This is a genomic window from Tardiphaga sp. 813_E8_N1_3 (assembly GCF_051811025.1).
Lineage (GTDB): Bacteria > Pseudomonadota > Alphaproteobacteria > Rhizobiales > Xanthobacteraceae > Tardiphaga.
The window spans coordinates 1,816,313-1,833,933 of sequence record NZ_JBPWQE010000001.1; the positions used below are offsets into that span (position 1 = coordinate 1,816,313).

Consider the following 17,621-nt stretch of genomic DNA (forward strand, 5'->3'; position numbering starts at 1 on the left):
GCGTCCATATCTTCTCTCCAACGGCGACGTTGATGCTTCATAGCTCCGGCGCCGGGACGACCTTGAATAGCTCGGTGCGCCGGATGTACGTGCGCCTGTTGTTCGGGGTCGTTGGCATTTTGGGGCCACTTTTGGCCGTTTTCCCCCTCTGATGGCTTGTTCCGGCTCCTGTTAAGGCCTCGCTGTTCCTTGTCCGCCTTGGCATGGTCCGGCGCGGCAGATATATGCTGGCGCCATGAACGAACCCATCAGACCGGAGCCCGGACAGATCTTGCAGGCGGGTGCTCCGCTGCAGCTGTCCGTCGTCGTCCCCACTTTCAACGAGCACGGCAATGTCGCCACCCTGGTGCAGCGGCTGGACGCGGCGCTGGTCGGCATTTCCTGGGAAGTCATTTTCGTCGATGACAATTCGCCGGACGGCACCGCCGACGCGGTACGCGAACTGGCGCGCAATGACTCACGCGTCCGCTGTATCCGGCGCATCGGCCGACGCGGCCTGTCCGGCGCCTGCATCGAAGGCATGCTGGCCTCCAGCGCGCCCTGCGCGGCGGTGATCGACGGAGACTTGCAACACGATGAGACCCAGCTCGGCAAGATGCTCGGTCTGATCGAAAGCGGCGCCGCCGAACTGGTGATCGGCAGCCGTTACATCGAGGGCGGCAGCGCCGACAGTTTCAACCAGCAGCGGCTTGGCGCGAGCAAATTCGCGACCGCTGTGGCGCAGCGCGTGCTGCGCGTGAAGATCGCCGATCCGATGAGCGGTTTCTTCATGATCCGCCGCGATCGCTTCGAGCAACTGGCGCCGCAGCTCTCGACGCAGGGCTTCAAGATCCTGCTCGACGTCGTGGCGACCGCGCAGGGCGATCTGCGCATCATCGAAGTCCCTTACACCTTCGGCTCGCGCCTGCACGGCGAGAGCAAGCTCGACTCCATGGTGGCGCTCGATTTTCTGGGCCTCGTGCTGGCGAAGCTGACCAACGATACCGTGTCGCTGCGTTTCCTGTTGTTCGCGCTGGTTGGCTCGCTCGGCCTGTTCGTGCATTTCGCGGTGCTGTTTGTCGCGCTGGAAGCCTTCGATCTACCATTCGCCGAAGCGCAGGCCATTGCGGCGCTTTGCGCCATGACCAGCAACTTCCTGCTCAACAATTTCCTGACCTATCGCGACCAGCGCCTGAAGGGTTTCGGCATCCTGCGCGGTCTGGCGATCTTCTACGTTGTTTGCAGCGTCGGTCTGCTCGCTAATGTCGGCGTGGCTTGGTCGGTCTTCGATCAGGAGCCGATCTGGTGGCTGGCGGGCGCTGCCGGCGCGCTGATGGGCGTGGTCTGGAACTACGCAATGTCTGGCCTGTTCGTCTGGCGCAAACGGTGATCGCGGGATGACCGCGCAGGAATTGCGGCTGGTGCGCGGCACCGCGGCTGTCATCATCGGCCTGGTGCTGCTGCGTCTCGCAGCCGCCGCCTGGACGCCGCTGACCTTCGACGAAGCCTATTACTGGATGTGGTCGAAACATCTGGCGGGTGGCTATTACGACCATCCGCCGATGGTCGCGGTGGTGATCCGGCTCGGCACCATGATTGGCGGAGATACTCCGTTCGGCGTCCGGGTTGTCTCGGTGCTGCTGGCGCTGCCGATGAGCTGGGCGGTGTATCGCACGGCCGAACTACTGTTTGGCGGTCAGCGTATCGCATCGACAGCGGTGATCCTGCTCAACGCGACGATGATCACGTCGGTCGGTCTGATGATCGTGACGCCGGACGCGCCGGTGCTGGTCGCGTCAAGCTTCGTACTGCTGACGCTCGCCCAAGTGCTGGCGACGGGGCAGGGGGCGTGGTGGCTCGCGGTGGGCGTGGCCGTCGGCGTAGCGCTGTTGTCGAAATATACAGCGCTGTTTTTCGGACCGGCGATCCTGATCTGGCTCATCGCCGTGCCGAAGACGCGGCGCTGGCTGATCTCGCCATGGCCCTATCTTGGCGGCCTCGTAGCACTTGCGGTGTTCTCGCCGGTGCTGTTCTGGAATGCCGAACATGGCTGGGTGTCCTTCATCAAGCAGCTCGGACGTGCTCGGATCGATCACTTCAATCCGGCTTTCATCGCTGAACTGATTCCGACCCAATTCGCCTTCGCGACACCGCTGGTGTTCATTCTCGGCATGATGGGCCTCTATGCCCTGGCCGTCCGCAAGCCTGGAGCGTGGCCGGCGCGGGTGCTGCTGAATGCGATGTTCTGGGTCATCGTGCTGTATTTCGGCTGGCATGCACTGCACAGCCGCGTCGAGGCCAACTGGTTCGCGCCGGTCTATCCGACGCTGGCCATCATTGCTGCCGTCGCGGCAACCATCGTGCAATGGAAGCCGCGCGAGCAGCGCACGGTGGATTTCTGCCTGCGCTGGGCGGGGCCGACCGGCGTCGTCATGTTCACAGCACTGGTGGTGCAGGCCAATACGGGTCTGCTATCCGGCTACAAGCGTGACGCGACAGTCCGCAGCATCGGGGTGGGGTTCGTCGAACTGGCGGCCGAGATCGAGGCCATTCGCGCCCGTGTCGGGGCCACATGCGTGGTGGCGCCCGATTACGGCACCACGGGCTGGCTGACCTTTTATCTGCCGAAGGGGACCTGTGTCTTCCAGCGCACCCAGCGCATTCGCTGGGTGAACATGCCGGAGCCAAGCGCAGAGCAGTTGTCCGGCAAGCTTTTGCTGGTGGGGGAGCAAAATGCTGCGGCCAATCCGGAATGGCAGGCCGCCTTTGCCCGCATCGAGAAGGTGGCTGACCTCAAACGCAAACGCGGCCCGCTGGTAGTGGAGAATGTCGAGCTGAACCTGCTGGAAGGCGCGAAAGGCGATGTACTAGACCGTTCGCCGCCACCGGAGATGCTGCCGCGCTAGGAAGCGCGACCACCATGCGCGTGATGCGCGATGGTGGTCGGCTGTCGCGTTTATGGCGCAAAGTGATAGTTCACGCCGATCTTGCCGAGCTGCATGGTCTGCGCAATATCGGCATTCAGATAATAAGAACCAACTAGCGGAGGGGCATTGATCACGCCTTCAAGGCTCGCTTTGTCATGGCCAAAGCCGATGTAGTTATACTCCGCCTTGACGGACCAGTTTGGTGCGAAGGCATATTCCACGCCGGCGCCAACCACATAACCGGTGTGAAGGCGGGATCCGCCGAGATTTGCGTATTGCGGGCCCGCCGAGAGTGATATGGCGTGATGATCCTCGGCAACGGCGACACCGCCCTTGAGATAGGTCAGCCAGCGCTCATCGGTCACCATGCCGATACGTGCGGTGGCCATTGCAAGCCATTCGGTGCGCGAGCGCACGTCGAGATTGTTATCAAGGTTGGTGCGGGTGCCGCCGCCGATATCGCCGCCGACCAGTTCGCCTTCGACGCCCATCACGATGACGCCGAGCTGTACATTGGCGCCGATCTGGCCACCGCCGAAGCCGCCGGTCATCGCGAACTTGCCAACCGGCGTGTAGTCACGCCAGTTGCCCTGCCCCGATCCGTAGCCGGCCTGTGCACCGAGATAGAGTCCGGTCCAGTTGAATCCCGTCTGTGCGTATTGCAGCGGCGGGATCGGCTTTGCCTCGTTCGGAGCGCCGAACTGGTAGTTCGCGCCGATCTTGATGAGATGTAGCGTCTGCTTGGTCGACGCCGTGGAGACGACCGGCCCGGTGGAGGCCCGCGTACCGTTAAAGTCGAAGTCGTGGTCGGGGAAGCTGATGAAATCATACTCGCCGCGCAGCGACCAGCTATTGGCAAGCGCATATTCCATGCCGGCGCCGACGATCCATCCCCGCCGCGTCTCGCTGCCGGACAGCGTGATCCTGTCCGGTCCGGGAACCGAGACCTGGACGTCGTAGCCGTGATCTTCATTGGCCCAGGCGAAGCCGCCCTTGGCGTAAGTGAGCCAGCGGCCGTTGGCGAAGCCAACGCGTCCGGTCACGGTTGATAGCCAGTTGATCTGCGACGACTGGGTCAGGGTGGCCTGGTTCAGAACGCTCACCGAGCGATTGCCCTTGATGCCGCTGAAGCTGATGTCGGCTTCGATGCCGAGCAGCAGGTTGCCAATCTGTTGATTGTAGCCGGCCTGCACGCCGCCCAGCGCACCGTCGGTCCGGATATTCAGGATCTGCAATTCGGTCCCGCCGAGACCGTAACCGGCATGAACGCCGGCATAAAAGCCGGTCCAGTTATAGGCAGGATCGATGGCGGGGGCCTTGGTATAGGCGCGGGCCGGCACGTCTGCGGCGATGGCGGCATTGCCGAGGCTGAGGAGGCCGATGGTGCCGAGGAGAAGTTGTTTCATGTCGCTTCCTTGCAGGTGCGCTGGCAGCCTTCGAGGAATCGGGGCTGCTTCGCGCGTCATTTCGGCGGCGACCATGGATAAAAATACCGCTCCCGTCGTGGTCCTACGCGCTTCCTTTGTGCAGGATCGCGCGCTCGACGTCGTATTGTGAGCGGATGTCGCCGCTCGGTCTCACCTGGAAGTACTACTGGGGAGCGCGATCGTGGGACCACACGACGACCACCGGCCAGCGACTTACGGGTCACCACCGGGGCGGAGCAGTGCGCCGCATGGTTTCAAAAGATGATAAATTATCGTCGTCGGCGTTGAACCAAAGTCAGGGGTCCGGACGACCTATCTCCGCACACATTGAAATGGGCGGTGATTGGGAACATGGAAAACACAAATCTCGCATTCAGCAGCCACTCCGACTTTGGATCCGATCGTGCCAAGGTGCACAGCATCGAAAAGCCGGACCCCGTGAACCTCACAGAGGTCGGCGGCCTGCGCGGAGCGCGGATCGCCAGCGTGATCAGTCAGATCAACGAGAGCTTTGCTGACCAGCAGTTCTCAACCCGGGTGGTCGCCGAGAAGCTCGGCCTGTCCGTCCGCTACGTCCAGGACCTGCTGCAGGGCTCCGGCCTCAGCATCACCGATCGGATCATGGAGCTCCGGCTTGAAAAGGCCCGCAGCATGCTGACCGGCGATCGGCAGTGCAGCCTGAAGATCAGCGAAGTCGCGGCCGCCTGCGGCTTCAACGAACTATCCTATTTCCACCGCAGCTTCCGTCGTCGCTTCGGCGCGTCGCCGGCGAAGTTTCGCATCCAGTCAATGAATGGCTGATGCGCGCTTGCGCTTGAAATAGTCCAGCGTCCCGCGGCTGATGACGTAATCCTCAGGGGTCACCTCGTCGGCCGCGATGTCGTCTGCTTTGGCCAGGCGGGTATAGAGTGCGCCGAAATCCTGATAGCTGTCCCGCAGCAGCTTCTCGAAGCTCTCGATGACGAAATAACTCTGCTGGAAGTCATCGATAATGTAGTTCGTCCGCATCACGCGTTCGAGGTCGAACGCGATCCGGTTCGGCGAGGCGTCTTCCAAGGCGAAGACCGACTCTGTTGCTGACGACAGAATGCCGGCGCCGAAGATGCGCAACCCGTCCGCGCTCTTCATCAGTCCGAACTCTACCGTGTACCAGTACAATCGTGCCAGGTTCTTCAACTGGCCGAGCGCCATCGCGCGCTGGCCGCCTTTTCCATAAGCCTCCATGAAGTCGGCATAGACCGGGTTGGCCAATAGCGGAACGTGCCCGAAGACGTCATGGAAGATGTCGGGCTCCTGCAGATAATCCATTTCGTGTTCGGGGCGGATGAAGGCGCCGGCCGGGAAGCGGCGATTGGCAAGATGATCGAAGAAGATCTCGTCAGGCACCAGTTCGGCGACCGGTACAACCTGCCAGCCGGTCAGCGGCTTTAGACGTGCACTCAGTTTCTCCAGATCGGGAATGCCGGATTCGGACAGTTGCAGCATGTTCAATGCAGCGAGGAATTCGTCGCAGGCGCGGCCTTTCAGGACGGTCTGCGCGCGGGCGAACAGACGGTCCCAGCGGTCGTGCTCGGCGGCAGAGTAGGAGCCCCAGTCCTGGTCCAGCGTGAAGTCCGGGCGTTTCGGGGCGCTGAGGTAGCGGCTCTTTTCGGTCGAATGATCCAGCTCAGTCATGACGCTCTCCGACTTCGACGTTTCGATCAAAACATAAGGCGCCGCTGTCGTGAGAGAAGTAACTTCTCACAAGGACTTGTTCGGCGACAGCAATCCACCACCCTCTGCGTTGCATTTGCAAAGGCGTTTCCTTGTCGGAACCCCGTCTCGATGACATTTTCAGTGGCGACAAACGTGCTCCCATATCGCTGAAATGATTGCGAAATCTCGGCGAAACCTCACGGGAGGCACGGGCAAAACACTCTCATCATTGACCATAAGGAATACGACCGTGCGGTCCGTAATGTCTTCTCGCTTCCTCTCAGGCGCTTTCGCGGCAGTGCTGCTGGTCTCCGGCGCAGCAGGGGCTTTCGCTGACAACTGGCCGAGCCGGACAATCAAGCTGATCGTTCCGTTCCCGCCGGGAGGCGCTGCGGACATCACGGCGCGGGTCTATGCCGACAAACTCGGCGAGGCGCTGAAGCAGACCATTGTGGTCGAGAACAAGGCTGGAGCCGGTACGGCTATTGCTGCCGACGCTGTCGCCAAGGCCGATCCGGATGGCTACACGCTGTCGCTGGCACCTGCAGGGCAGCTCACGATCCTGCCGCATATCAACAAAACCATCTCTTACGACCCCTTCAAGAGCTTCGCGCCGGTGGCCATGCTGACGTCGGTGCCTTACGTGCTCGCGGCCAGCCCCGATACGCCGGTGTCATCAGTGAAGGAGCTCGTCGCTGCCGCCAAACGCGAGCCCGGCAAATTCACCTACTCGTCGTGCGGACCCGGCACGCTCTGCCATCTGAGCGGCGAGCTGTTCAAGAGCCTGACCGAAACGGATCTGCTCCACGTGCCGTTCAAGGGCAGTGCGCCGGCCGTCAATGCACTGCTCGGAAACCAGGTGAACCTGTCTTTCGACACGCTGACGGTGCTGGCGCCGCAGATCCGCGACGGCAAGGTCAAGGGTCTCGTGATCACCAGCCGCGAGCGCTCGTCGCAGCTTCCCGATGTGCCGACGCCGGCGGAAGCAGGCGTGTCTGATTTTGTCGTCGACTCCTGGTTCGGCCTCGTCGTGCCCGCAGGGACGCCCGACGCTATCGTCGATCGCCTGAACGCTGAAGTGGTGCGCATCGGTGCGCTGCCGGATGTTCGCGAGCGTCTCGAAAAGCAGGGCCTCAGCATCACGACCTCGACGCCTCAGGCTTTCGCCCAGACGATCAAGGACGATTACGCCCGCTGGGGACGCGTCGTCGATGCGTCAGGCGCGAAGCTTTTCTGACCATCGATACTGCCTGGCGCATCGGTCGGGCAGAGCGAAACGAAGAAAAGGCCGGGTTGAAGTTTCAACCCGGCCTTTCGCTTGTCGATTGTCAGCCGAAGCGTGTGCTCAGGCAGCAACCTTCGACTTCTCGATCGGGTGTGGCACGCGGAAGCCGACGGCGAGACGGTTCCAGACATTGATGGCGCCGATCGCCACGGTGATCTTGAGGCATTCCTCTTCCGAGAAATGCGCGCGCAGCGCTTCATAATCGGCATCGGGCGCACGGGTCTGCGCGATCAGCGTGACGGCATCGACCCAGGCGAGGAGGGCACGTTCGCGCGGCGTATAGACCGTCGATTCGTGCCAAACCGACATCATGTTGATCCACTGCTCGCTGAGGCCGTCGTGGCGGGATTCCTTTACATGCATGTCGACGCAGAAGGCGCAGCCATTGATGATCGACGAGCGGAGCTTGATGAGGTGGACGATCGCAGGCTCGAGGCCGCTCTCCTTGACAACATATTGATCGAGCGCCGCGACGGCTTTGTAAGCGTCGGGGGCGGCCTTGGCGATGTTGAGACGGGCCTGCATGGTCTTTCTCCTTGGTGTGCGGTTTCAGGTTTCAGTTGGCGTTGCGACGTCGTTCGTTGAGTTCGAGGAAGGCGCAGCCGCGGGCAGCGATGACGCCGTCGGTGTCCTTGGCGCGGAGATCGCCGATCACATCTGCGATGCTCACCTTGGCCAGTTCGTCGCGATAGACGCGCTCGGCACGCAACATCGCGGCATTGATGCCGCAGGGCGCCGTGGGTTTGCCGGGCAGGGGATTGGGGCCGCGCTGGCGGATTTCGCTGCAGCGGAAGGCGGGCGCATCGCCCTCAACGGCAAGGACGACATCGAGCAGGGTGATCTGGTCCGGCGTCCGGGCAAGACGATAGCCGCCGGTCGGGCCGGGCTGTGCGACGAGCAGGCCGGCGCCCGAAAGCGCCTGAAGGTGTTTCAGGAGATAGCTGGTGGACACGCCATGGAACTCGGCGAGGGCGCCGGCGGACAACACGCCGTTCGATTGCAGGCCTGCGAGCATGGCCACACTGTGGATCGCCTGCTCAACCCCGTCGCTCATCTTCATGGCTTCATTCCATCTCTATCGTGGATAATTGTTATCCGCGATTAAGGATGTCGTCAAGTGTCCGTGACTGAGGTGGTTCGCAGGTGGGCAGTGCAACAGAATCTAAATGCCGATGCCGGTATGACGCACCAAGGTACTGTGATCCGAAGCCGGGGGGCCGGGTCAGTTCAGGGAACTCGACATGGCATTGCGTGACTTGCTGGCGCCGCAGGCGCGGCGGACGACTTTCGTTGCAGCAGCCATTCTCGGAGCCGGCCTCGCCGCGACATTCGCCATTCGCGAATTTTCGGAACGTTTGATCGCGGCCGATATGCAGCGTCGCTTTGCTGCCGACGCCGTCGATATTTCCAGTGCGATCAGCGAACGGCTGCGCACCCACGCCGAAGTACTGGTCAGCATGCAGGGATTGTACGCCTCGATCGGCCGTGTCGATCGCGCCCAGTTCCGTCGCTACATCGATGTGCTCGATCTCGGCCGCCGCTATCCCGGATTCCAGGCCTTGCAGTCGCTGCGTCATGTGACGCCGGACCATCTCGATGCCTTCGTTGCCGAAGTTCGTGCCGACAGGAGCATCGAGCATTCCGGACAGCCGGATTTCGCCGTGCGTCCGCCGGGGCCCCGATCGATCTACAACATCGTCGAATTCGTCGAGCCGATGCGTGGCAACGAAAGCGCGTTGGGCTTCGATGCCGGTGCCAATCCTGCGCAGCTGGACTCGCTGCGGCGTTCCGCGGAGACTGGCCGGATTGTCGCGACGCCGCCGGTCAAGCTGGTGCAGGACACCTCGGGTGGCCTCGGTTTCATTATCCGCGCGCCGATCTACCGGGCCGGCGAGCCTACGCAGACCGTCTCGCAGCGAAACGCGGCGCTCCACGGTTTCGTTGCATCGGTCTATCGTACCAACGACCTGATGCGCGGCATCCTCGATCCGCGGACGCTGCAGCAGATGCATATCCAGGTGGTTGACCGCGGTTACGCCAAGCCGACGCAGGAAGGCGTCATGATTGGCGAGCCGGAAGATACGACCGTCACTCCGACTCTCATGTACGACAGTCTGGAGCCCAATCTCGGTCTCGTCACGCAGATGGTGATGTCGGCAGGGATCTCGGCAGATCGTTCACTGGTTGTCGGCGAGCGCGTCTGGCGCGTGCTGTTCACCGCCAATCCCGGCTCGATCTACGAGGTCAGCCATACAGTGCCGAACGTCGTCCTCGCCAGCGGCAGCGCCATCAGCCTCCTGATGATGCTGCTCGCCGTGATCACGATGAGGTCGCGCCGGTTGTCCGGCAATCTCAGCACGCTCGATGCCGAACAGCGCGCGCTGGTCGACAATCCGCTGGCAGGCATCCTGTTTACGGCCGGCCATCGCATCCTGCGCGGCAATCGTCGGATCGCCGAGCTCTGCGGTCGCAGCTCCGATACGCTTCCCGGCAACACGATCGACGACCTCGTTGCGACGAAGGTGGACGGGGAGGCGTTTGATGCGGCGTTGAATCGCATTCGTGACAGCGCCATGGCGACTGAAGTCGAATTGCATCTGCGCCGCAGCGACGGCTCCACGCTGCTGGTCGATGCCTATGGCAAGCCGCTGGCTACCGGCGATATCCTCTGGGTGATCCAGGACAAGACAGATGCACTCGCTGTCGAGGCGGAGCGGCGCGCGCATGCGCACGCTATGGAGGAGGCCAACGAACGGCTGACGACCTCGCTGCAACTGGCGGAAATTCGCGGCAAGGAAATCGTCCTGCTCACGGAACTCTCGGGCGTGCTGCAGTCGTGTCAGTCGCGCGAAGAGATTTTCGCGGCGGTTCAGACCTATGCAGGCTACCTGTTCACGGAGGAGGCGGGCGCGCTGTACTATCTGAATAACGCACGCAACGCCGTTCAGCGCGGCGCCCATTGGGGCGCGCTACAGGCCGATGCGGTGTCGTTTTCGGTCAATGACTGCTGGGCGCTGCGTCGTGGCACGACATTCCCGATTTCTGAGGCGAGTCAGGGACTGGTCTGCAATCATGCCGGCCCGTGCGGTGTCTCCGGTACGGGGTTCATTTGTCAGCCGCTGATCGCGCAGAACAACCTGCTTGGTCTGCTGTACCGCGAGCATACGTCAGCGTTCGGTGAGGGGGCAGATCAGTTGGCGACGATGCTGGCCGAACAGGTGTCGCTGGCGATGGCGAATCTCGAACTCCGCGAGTTGCTGCGTCAACAGGCGGTGCGCGATCCGCTGACGGATCTCCATAACCGCCGCTACCTCGAAGATGCCCTGGTGCGCGAGACCGCGCGCAGCCACCAGGACGGCAAGCCGCTGGCGCTTGCGATGCTCGACATCGATCACTTCAAGGGCATCAATGACAGCCACGGTCACGAGGCCGGTGACGCCGTGCTGCGTGGCCTCGGCAGGATATTGCGCGAGACGACACGCGCGTCGGATATCATCGGCCGTTTCGGCGGCGAGGAGTTCCTGATGCTGATGCCGGGCGTGACGGTCGAGGTTGCAGCGCAGCGGGCGCAGCAGGTGCTCGATGCCGTGCATCGCATGCAGGTGACGCTGCCATCGGCCGTGCTCGATGGCGTCACACTGTCGATCGGTCTGGCGGTGATGCCGGTGCACGTCGCCAAGGGCGACGACCTGCTCGCGGCCGCCGACGCCGCGCTTTACGAGGCTAAACGCGAGGGCCGCAACCGCGTCGTGGTCAGCCATCGCCGTGCGAAGGCCGATACTGCGGCCTGAGCTCGTGGGCAATTACAGGAAGGGTGGAGCCTAGCCGTACTGCGCCGAAGCGACACCCCTCGCACATCGTGACAACGAGCCATGAGTTTCGCGAAGATGCTCTTCGATCCTACGGCTCCTGAACGTCTAGGTATCCTTTGTCGGTTTGAGGCAGCTCGATCGGTCAATCCAACGCATTGCGAAGCCGAATGCTGCTGACGTGGAGCGAGGTGTCCCATAGGGGCGCCAGCGTCTTCAGAGACGGCAGGACGCGCAGCTCGACGCCGGCATTCTCCAGTGCCTTTTCGATGTTGTCGATCCGCTCGACATTGAGCGGCATGGATGGTGCGCGCGACACCCACGCGCCTGCATCTCCGAGATCCTCGAACCCGTCAGGCGAAAGTTCGTAGCGATAGATCGTCGTCTGAGAAAGCTTGTCCAGCCAGCCGAACTCGATATGCGCGACCATGCGGCAGGAGGTCATCTTCTTGTAGGCGGTGAGGTATTCCGGCGTTGTCGTCGCTGTCGGCCAGACAAAAACGCGCGGGCAGTCGCGCGGGAATAGATACATCGGCGCATGCCAGTCGTCGATCGCCCAGACCAGTGGTCCGTTGAGCCACTCCTGTCCATGGAGACGAGGTGAAGCAATCTTCGCCGGCCGCGGCATGAAGACTTCGATGTTGTTCTCTTCGCTGAAATGAAACAGGCGCATGGCGCACTCATGGGCATCCGCGCACTGCGCGTCAATGACCGTCATGCGTGTTCTGGCCGTTCACGAAGCTGTGCATGATGAACTTGCGGATCGTCATGTCGGATTGGTCCGTCCCGGAACGTCTTTCAGACGGAGCACGTTGAAATTCACCAAGGGAGGATCATGTCATGACTGGTTCCAGCCTGACGCCTGCGGCCGAACTCGTGAAGAAGGCCAGTTTTCGCTACCCCAATGAGAGCCGTGAATACCGCGACGCACGCAATGCGTTGCTTGTCGAGGAGATCGAATTGCGGCGTCAGATCGAGCGCGTCGCGGAACTACGTCGCGCGCTGCCAGATGGCGGCGAGGTGACCAAGGACTACGACTTCATCGGCGAGAAGGGCCCCGTGAATTTCGCGGGCCTGTTCGGCGACAAGCAGACGCTCGTCGTCTACTCCTACATGTATGGGCCGCAGCGCGAGAAACCGTGCCCGATGTGCACATCGCTACTGTCGGCCTGGGACGGCGAGGTGCCTGACATTACTCAGCGCGTGGCGCTGGCCGTTGTGGCACGCTCGCCGATCGAGCGGCTGGTCGCCTTCAAAAAGCAGCGTGGCTGGCATTACGTGCCGCTGTTTTCGGACACCTCCGGCGCGTTCAGCCGTGACTATCACGGGCTGACCAAGGACGGCGGCGACGACGCGGCCTTCAACGTCTTCACCCGCCGCAGCGGCAAGATTCGCCATTTCTGGAGCGGCGAGATGGATGGGTCCACGGCCGATCCCGGCCAAGACCCGCGCGGGGCGCCGGATCTGATGCCGCTCTGGACGATTCTGGACGTCACGCCGGAGGGGCGGGGCACCGACTGGTATCCGAAGCTGAACTACTAAGGCCGTGATCATTTGGCGGCTTAGGCGGCACAAATTGATCGTCATAGTTACCTGAATACCGCAAAACCGACGTGGTTCCCGGCGCAACAGCCCCACGCTAGGCCAATGGCCTAATCACAGCGCGCCAATAGTTCGGGCCGGGCGTGACCCAAAACCCCAGCGCGCCTGAGACCGGCCTGCGAGAGCCCGCAAAGCTCTCGCAGGTTCCCCGAATTCGTCCTGTCGGTTACTCAAAAAGGCCATGATTGGCAGGCCTTTAGGTAGGTATCGGTGGGGGACCTCCAATTAATTCGCATTTAACTAAAACTCGCCTTAATGGCGTTTCGCATTCCTGCGCGGTGCTTTTCGAGACCTGTGTGTCTCGTCAGGCACAACGGGCAGGGAGCTTAGTAAACGTGTGTTGGACGTCAGGCGTATGAGCAGCAGTAAACGTGCGTTGAACCATTCTGCCCCCTCACGCCCAGGCCCGCACCAGGTGTCGAAATCCAGTTCACGCATGTTCGTGACCGGCGCAGCTCTTGCTGCCGTCGCATTGACCGGTGGATGGACGCTCGCCGGCAAGCTTTTCCAGAACGGCGTGGAGCCTGCGATGGTCTCCGCCAATCTTGGTAATGATGCAGGCGTTGGCCAGTCGTCCTTCGCCGAGCGCTTCGACAGCCGCTTCTCACGCACCGAACACCGCACGTCCTTCTCCGAGCGTTTCGAGCCGGCCGTCAATGCGCCGCTCGCGGCCGCACAGCCCGAGCCGAAGCGTCAGGTCGCCTGGTTCGACCCGACCTATTCGATGGGCGCCGCGCCCGAGCGCTTCGTCAAGCGCACCCCGGCTTCTGAAGCCGTGATCCCTGCACCGGCTGCGAAGCCGCAGGAGGTCGCGCTGATGCAGCCGGCGCCGACAGTGCGCCAGCTCGTCGACAGCATTCCGATGCCGGCCGCAAGGCCTTCCGACGCCCGTACGACGTCCGCACCGCAGCAGGCGACACAAGCGCCGTCGCAGCCGGTCGCACAGGCCAGCGCCGCCAGGGGCGGTGCCTACGGCCATGACTCGCTGGTGCAGAAGGCCCGGCTGGCGCTGGCCGCGCAGCCCAAGTCCGGCAATTTCAACGTCTTTGAAAAACTGTTCGGGGGCAGCGCTCCGCAGTCTGGCCCCGTGCTCGCTTATGCCGGCTCCGATGGCGGCGTGCTGACCAACGGCACCGATGCGGCCGCCAGCAACGAGCCGACCCTGAGCGATCGCACCACCGCGGTCTACGACATCTCCGCGCGTAAAGTGTACATGCCCGACGGCACCAAGCTGGAAGCGCATTCCGGCCTCGGCAACCGTCTCGACAATCCTGCTTACGCCCATGAGAAGATGCGTGGCGTGACCCCGCCGCACATCTATGATCTGAAGCCGCGCGAGGCTCTGTTCCATGGCGTTGCCGCGCTGCGCCTGACGCCGGTCGGCGGCGAGGGCGCGATCCACGGCCGCACGGGTCTACTCGCGCATACCTACATGCTCGGCCCCAATGGCGATTCCAACGGCTGCGTCTCGTTCCGGGACTACAACAAGTTCCTGCAGGCCTATCGCAACGGCGAAGTGAAGCGCCTCATCGTGGTCGCGAAGCTCGACTGATCGATATGACTGACGTGTCGCCCATGAAGGCGGTGCATGTTCACTATGAGCCGACCTTCGGATCGATCTTTCGTGCACTCGCGACATCCGCAGCGCCACCCGTGTTGTCGCCCATTTCAAGCCGTGTCATGCCGCGCAGATACAGCGCCTTTGCGTATTTCGGATTGATGCGCAGCGCCGCATTGAAATCGGCCATGGCGCGATCGTTGTCGCCCTTGTCGGACCACACACCGCCCCGGTTGGTCAGTGCCGCCACATAGGTCGGTGCGATGCGGATCGCCTCGCTGTAGTCGGCGATGGCACGATCGTTGTCCCCCTTCAGGCTGAAGGCGAAGCCGCGGTTGAAGACCGGGCAGGGATCGTTTGGATTGATCCGGATCGCTTCGCTGAAATCGGCGATGGCGCGCGCATGATCGCCCTTCACCAGCCAGGCGCCGCCGCGATTGCTATAGGCGCCGCCTTCCTGCGGATTGAGACGGATCGCCATGTCGTAGTCGGCAATGGCGCGGTCGTTGTCGTCCTTGGCGTACCAGGCGACACCGCGATTGACATAGGCATCGGTGTTGTTGGGATCGAGATTCAGCGTCACGTTGAAGTCGCTGATGGCGCGGTCGTTATCGCCGCGGGCGAGCCAGAGATTGCCGCGCATGAAATAGGCACGGGCATAATCCGGGTTCAGGCGAATGGCTTCATCGAAAGCGGCCATGGCAGGGCCGCTCTCATGCCGCTCATTATACTCGAAGGCACGGTTGAAATGCAGCTCAGCAAGCTGGCGGCCGCGGTAGTTGCCTGACGCGATGGCGCGGTCGCAGGCCGCGATTGCGAGGACGCCGGAGGCATCGGTACATTGCTGTGCATCGTCGGCAACAGCCCGCGTCATCGGCAGTGCCGCGCTAGCAAGCAAAGCAGCGAACAGGACGCGGATAGCGCAACGGTTCAGGCTTGGAAAGTGACGCATAACTCTACCTCTCGCGTGTGACAGGCGTTGGTCACACCGCGAGGAGGAAGGGTTCAATGGTGGGAGAGGCTACCGGAAATCGATGCTGCGCAGCACGATACCGGGCGGCTTGCCCTCAAATTCGGCGTTCGCGAATTTGCGCGCTGCGCAGGCCTCGATGCGATCACGCAGCCGGACGAATTGCTCCTCGCGTTGTTCGGGCTTGGTGCGTTTCGCCTTTTCAAGCTCGTCCATCGCACTGGTGCTGATCGCGCAGGTGACTTCGGTCTGTTCATTCATCATCGAGAACAGGACGACCATACGATTATATTCGAAGCTTTGGAAAACACCGTGTGTAAGCGCCATCACCGTCTTCCCGCGTTAGGCCTTGCGCTTCGGCACGACAGGGTTGAGTTCAGCGATCTTGCGCAAGCATTCGGCCTCGGTGGGATGTGGGCCCGTAACAAAGGTTCCGCTGATCTTGGTGCTGTACCAGCCGGACTCGACGCCGAGGCGGAGAGATTCTGCTACTTGAACGTGACGGTGCAAGAGGTTCTGCATGAGGATGCTTTCGGTTGAGCGCTGGCTGCTGCGGGATCGCTGCGACCTACGTAATGATGGGATCAGTCGTTGGCGGCAAGCCGCGTAAAATCGTCCAGAACGATGGCGATCAGATCGCGGTGCTGGGTATCCTGTGCGCTGAGCGATGCGCCGTAGAGATTGAGGACGTAGCGCGCCTTCGCTGCAGCCTCAGGCCATGTGGTGGCCGGCGTGGTCAGTAACTGCTCTTCGAGTGCCAGCTGCCGCTCACGCAGTGCTGCGGCATTGGATTCGACTTCGGCAAGACTGCGCCGGATATCGGTGGCCTTCTGTGCCGCCATGCCGCGGCGGCTATCCAGCTCGACGGGAGTGTCGGTCATGGTGCGCTCGCATCGATGCGCTGCGCATCTGCCAGCTCAAGCGACCCAATGGAGATCATCTCCATGGAACTTGTATGGGGTGGTGCACCGGGCACCATAATCATGGTCGCCGTACGCCGATAGCTGGCGAAGGACAGTCCCTCGATCATCTCCTCATCGGTGATGACATCATACGACCCTGCCGGGATCAAACGACCAATGCCCTTCAACTGGAAAGGATGTTTGAAAGTAACGGTCTCACGGCGCGATCTCGTCGTCACGCGCGCATGTCGCTGCTGAGATCCGGCATGTGTTCAGCGTGCGCCTATTCACAGACATTAGCCATCGATTTCTTTGAGCGATCCGGTGTTTCGTCGAATTTCGCTATGATTGTCTTGTTATTGGACGTTTTGTCGCCATTTCGAGGATGTATCTCACATCGATGACATTCTGGCCGACGCTTGCGCTGAGTTTTTCTCGCAAGATCGTCGCGCAATGTGCAACGCTTGCGATGTCTCGCTTTTGAAATCAACGATTTTGCCGGGATGAGGTGTTTTGCATGAAGATCCGTGTTGGCTACGAGATGATCTATGATTTCCCGCAGCCGACGCCTGTGATGATCGTGATGGGCATGCATTTCACGCGTGCCTCCGACGTAGTGGTGCCGGACTATCTCACGATAAATCCCTCAGTTCCGATCACGCCGTATCGCGATGGCTTTGGCAACTGGTGCAGCCGCATTGTTGCGCCGACGGGCCGTATCACGTTCAAAGCCGACGGCATCGTCAACGATAGCGGCAAGCCGGATATCATCGTGCCGTCCGCCATGCAGCACGCAGTGGAGGATCTGCCGGCCGAGACGATCGTCTATCTGCTCGGCAGCCGTTACTGCGAGACGGATCGATTGTCGGACGTCGCCTGGCAGTTGTTCGAGAAGACTGTGCCTGGCTGGGCGCGCGTGCAGGCGATCTGCGACTTCGTGCACAACCATATCCAGTTCGGTTACGAGCATGCACGCGCCACCAAGACCGCCTGGGACGCTTACAACGAGGGCAAGGGCGTGTGCCGGGACTATGCGCATCTGGCCATCACCTTCTGCCGCTGCATGAATATTCCGGCGCGCTACTGCACCGGCTATCTCGGTGACATCGGTATGCCGAAGCCATGGGCTGACGGCGATTTCGCCGGCTGGTTCGAAGCCTATATCGGCGGCCGCTGGTATACGTTTGACGCCCGCAACAACATCCCGCGCATCGGCCGTGTGTTGATCGCACAGGGCCGTGATGCGGCGGATGTGCCGATCACGCAAACTTTTGGGCCGAACACGCTGGTGAGTTTCAAGGTGTGGACCGACGAGATTGATGAAACCGCGCAAGCCGCCCACTGATTTGCTTTGCCGGCTCTGTCGTACCTTTGCTTAAAGCCTGCATTTTCAGCAGCATGTGAACGGCCGGCAAGGAACCGGGCGCTCGGGCGAGAATTTCACCTGTCATAACTTCATAAGGACAG

General features: G+C 61.8%; 18 protein-coding genes. 8 read left to right on the forward strand and 10 right to left on the reverse strand.

The window, feature by feature from the left end; all coding sequences use genetic code 11:
* Positions 1-235 precede the first annotated feature (235 nt).
* Together AB8A33_RS08425 and AB8A33_RS08430 are read left to right on the forward strand one after the other, a co-directional pair.
* Complete coding sequence (locus AB8A33_RS08425) at positions 236-1,369, forward strand: glycosyltransferase (protein ID WP_439092337.1); 1,134 nt, start codon at positions 236-238, stop codon at positions 1,367-1,369.
* Between the two features lie 7 nt (positions 1,370-1,376).
* Complete coding sequence (locus AB8A33_RS08430) at positions 1,377-2,885, forward strand: glycosyltransferase family 39 protein (protein WP_439092338.1); 1,509 nt, start codon at positions 1,377-1,379, stop codon at positions 2,883-2,885.
* A 50-nt stretch (positions 2,886-2,935) separates the two neighbouring features.
* On the opposite strand, the gene AB8A33_RS08435 is transcribed toward AB8A33_RS08430, so the two are convergent.
* Positions 2,936-4,312, reverse strand: coding sequence for an outer membrane protein (locus AB8A33_RS08435; protein ID WP_439092339.1), 1,377 nt, complete (start codon positions 4,310-4,312; stop codon positions 2,936-2,938).
* 372 nt (positions 4,313-4,684) lie between these two features.
* Between AB8A33_RS08435 and AB8A33_RS08440 the strand changes: the two genes are divergently transcribed.
* A complete protein-coding gene (locus AB8A33_RS08440; RefSeq protein WP_092146820.1) occupies positions 4,685-5,134 on the forward strand; it encodes a helix-turn-helix transcriptional regulator in 450 nt (149 codons plus the stop codon).
* On the opposite strand, the gene phhA is transcribed toward AB8A33_RS08440, so the two are convergent.
* A complete protein-coding gene (gene phhA / locus AB8A33_RS08445) occupies positions 5,120-6,007 on the reverse strand; it encodes a phenylalanine 4-monooxygenase (RefSeq protein WP_439092340.1) in 888 nt (295 codons plus the stop codon). The genes AB8A33_RS08440 and phhA overlap by 15 nt on opposite strands.
* A 283-nt stretch (positions 6,008-6,290) precedes the next feature.
* On the opposite strand from phhA, the gene AB8A33_RS08450 reads away from it, so the two are divergent.
* Positions 6,291-7,265, forward strand: coding sequence for a Bug family tripartite tricarboxylate transporter substrate binding protein (locus tag AB8A33_RS08450; protein ID WP_439092341.1), 975 nt, complete (start codon positions 6,291-6,293; stop codon positions 7,263-7,265).
* Positions 7,266-7,373: 108 nt separating this feature from the next.
* On the opposite strand, the gene AB8A33_RS08455 is transcribed toward AB8A33_RS08450, so the two are convergent.
* Together AB8A33_RS08455 and AB8A33_RS08460 are read right to left on the reverse strand one after the other, a co-directional pair.
* Positions 7,374-7,838 carry a carboxymuconolactone decarboxylase family protein gene (locus AB8A33_RS08455; protein ID WP_439092342.1) on the reverse strand — a complete coding sequence of 155 codons (465 nt, stop codon included), beginning with the start codon at positions 7,836-7,838 and terminating at the stop codon, positions 7,374-7,376.
* Between the two features lie 31 nt (positions 7,839-7,869).
* Positions 7,870-8,373, reverse strand: a complete 504-nt coding sequence (locus AB8A33_RS08460) for an RrF2 family transcriptional regulator (RefSeq protein WP_439092343.1) — start codon at positions 8,371-8,373, stop codon at positions 7,870-7,872.
* Between the two features lie 181 nt (positions 8,374-8,554).
* Between AB8A33_RS08460 and AB8A33_RS08465 the strand changes: the two genes are divergently transcribed.
* Positions 8,555-11,104 (forward strand): diguanylate cyclase, encoded by a 2,550-nt coding sequence (locus tag AB8A33_RS08465; protein WP_439092344.1) that lies wholly within the window; start codon positions 8,555-8,557, stop codon positions 11,102-11,104.
* Positions 11,105-11,267: 163 nt separating this feature from the next.
* Here the strand turns inward: AB8A33_RS08465 and AB8A33_RS08470 are convergent, their stop codons facing one another.
* Positions 11,268-11,795: a DUF6886 family protein gene (locus AB8A33_RS08470; protein ID WP_439095888.1), complete on the reverse strand. Its 528-nt coding sequence runs from the start codon at positions 11,793-11,795 to the stop codon at positions 11,268-11,270.
* 167 nt (positions 11,796-11,962) lie between these two features.
* Between AB8A33_RS08470 and AB8A33_RS08475 the strand changes: the two genes are divergently transcribed.
* Positions 11,963-12,664: a DUF899 family protein gene (locus AB8A33_RS08475; protein WP_439092345.1), complete on the forward strand. Its 702-nt coding sequence runs from the start codon at positions 11,963-11,965 to the stop codon at positions 12,662-12,664.
* A 475-nt stretch (positions 12,665-13,139) separates the two neighbouring features.
* Complete coding sequence (locus tag AB8A33_RS08480; protein WP_439092346.1) at positions 13,140-14,276, forward strand: tlde1 domain-containing protein; 1,137 nt, start codon at positions 13,140-13,142, stop codon at positions 14,274-14,276.
* A gap of 43 nt (positions 14,277-14,319) precedes the next feature.
* On the opposite strand, the gene AB8A33_RS08485 is transcribed toward AB8A33_RS08480, so the two are convergent.
* From AB8A33_RS08485 to AB8A33_RS08505, 5 genes are all read right to left on the reverse strand, one after another.
* Positions 14,320-15,156 carry a tetratricopeptide repeat protein gene (locus tag AB8A33_RS08485; RefSeq protein WP_439092347.1) on the reverse strand — a complete coding sequence of 279 codons (837 nt, stop codon included), beginning with the start codon at positions 15,154-15,156 and terminating at the stop codon, positions 14,320-14,322.
* 147 nt (positions 15,157-15,303) lie between these two features.
* The gene (locus AB8A33_RS08490) at positions 15,304-15,579 is read right to left on the reverse strand and encodes a DUF1488 family protein (RefSeq protein ID WP_439092348.1); all 276 of its coding nucleotides are present in this window, start codon (positions 15,577-15,579) and stop codon (positions 15,304-15,306) included.
* A 15-nt stretch (positions 15,580-15,594) separates the two neighbouring features.
* The gene (locus AB8A33_RS08495) at positions 15,595-15,774 is read right to left on the reverse strand and encodes a hypothetical protein (RefSeq protein ID WP_068736084.1); all 180 of its coding nucleotides are present in this window, start codon (positions 15,772-15,774) and stop codon (positions 15,595-15,597) included.
* 62 nt (positions 15,775-15,836) lie between these two features.
* A complete protein-coding gene (locus AB8A33_RS08500; protein WP_068736086.1) occupies positions 15,837-16,133 on the reverse strand; it encodes a hypothetical protein in 297 nt (98 codons plus the stop codon).
* Entirely contained in the window at positions 16,130-16,393 is a 264-nt protein-coding gene (locus AB8A33_RS08505) for a hypothetical protein (RefSeq protein WP_439092349.1), read from the reverse strand. Before AB8A33_RS08505 ends, AB8A33_RS08500 begins: the two co-directional genes overlap by 4 nt.
* Before the next feature lie 278 nt (positions 16,394-16,671).
* On the opposite strand from AB8A33_RS08505, the gene AB8A33_RS08510 reads away from it, so the two are divergent.
* Positions 16,672-17,499: a transglutaminase domain-containing protein gene (locus AB8A33_RS08510; protein WP_439092350.1), complete on the forward strand. Its 828-nt coding sequence runs from the start codon at positions 16,672-16,674 to the stop codon at positions 17,497-17,499.
* Positions 17,500-17,621: the final 122 nt, after the last annotated feature.

What these genes read in the sequence shown, in the direction of transcription:
- AB8A33_RS08425 (WP_439092337.1), top strand. Translation starts at nt 236, where the DNA reads ATGAACGAACCCATCAGACCGGAGCCCGGACAGATCTTGCAGGCGGGT.
- AB8A33_RS08430 (WP_439092338.1), top strand. Translation starts at nt 1,377, where the DNA reads ATGACCGCGCAGGAATTGCGGCTGGTGCGCGGCACCGCGGCTGTCATC.
- AB8A33_RS08435 (WP_439092339.1), bottom strand. Translation starts at nt 4,312, where the DNA reads ATGAAACAACTTCTCCTCGGCACCATCGGCCTCCTCAGCCTCGGCAAT.
- AB8A33_RS08440 (WP_092146820.1), top strand. Translation starts at nt 4,685, where the DNA reads ATGGAAAACACAAATCTCGCATTCAGCAGCCACTCCGACTTTGGATCC.
- phhA (WP_439092340.1), bottom strand. Translation starts at nt 6,007, where the DNA reads ATGACTGAGCTGGATCATTCGACCGAAAAGAGCCGCTACCTCAGCGCC.
- AB8A33_RS08450 (WP_439092341.1), top strand. Translation starts at nt 6,291, where the DNA reads ATGTCTTCTCGCTTCCTCTCAGGCGCTTTCGCGGCAGTGCTGCTGGTC.
- AB8A33_RS08455 (WP_439092342.1), bottom strand. Translation starts at nt 7,838, where the DNA reads ATGCAGGCCCGTCTCAACATCGCCAAGGCCGCCCCCGACGCTTACAAA.
- AB8A33_RS08460 (WP_439092343.1), bottom strand. Translation starts at nt 8,373, where the DNA reads ATGAAGATGAGCGACGGGGTTGAGCAGGCGATCCACAGTGTGGCCATG.
- AB8A33_RS08465 (WP_439092344.1), top strand. Translation starts at nt 8,555, where the DNA reads ATGGCATTGCGTGACTTGCTGGCGCCGCAGGCGCGGCGGACGACTTTC.
- AB8A33_RS08470 (WP_439095888.1), bottom strand. Translation starts at nt 11,795, where the DNA reads ATGCGCCTGTTTCATTTCAGCGAAGAGAACAACATCGAAGTCTTCATG.
- AB8A33_RS08475 (WP_439092345.1), top strand. Translation starts at nt 11,963, where the DNA reads ATGACTGGTTCCAGCCTGACGCCTGCGGCCGAACTCGTGAAGAAGGCC.
- AB8A33_RS08485 (WP_439092347.1), bottom strand. Translation starts at nt 15,156, where the DNA reads ATGACGCGGGCTGTTGCCGACGATGCACAGCAATGTACCGATGCCTCC.
- AB8A33_RS08490 (WP_439092348.1), bottom strand. Translation starts at nt 15,579, where the DNA reads ATGGCGCTTACACACGGTGTTTTCCAAAGCTTCGAATATAATCGTATG.
- AB8A33_RS08495 (WP_068736084.1), bottom strand. Translation starts at nt 15,774, where the DNA reads ATGCAGAACCTCTTGCACCGTCACGTTCAAGTAGCAGAATCTCTCCGC.
- AB8A33_RS08500 (WP_068736086.1), bottom strand. Translation starts at nt 16,133, where the DNA reads ATGACCGACACTCCCGTCGAGCTGGATAGCCGCCGCGGCATGGCGGCA.
- AB8A33_RS08510 (WP_439092350.1), top strand. Translation starts at nt 16,672, where the DNA reads ATGAAGATCCGTGTTGGCTACGAGATGATCTATGATTTCCCGCAGCCG.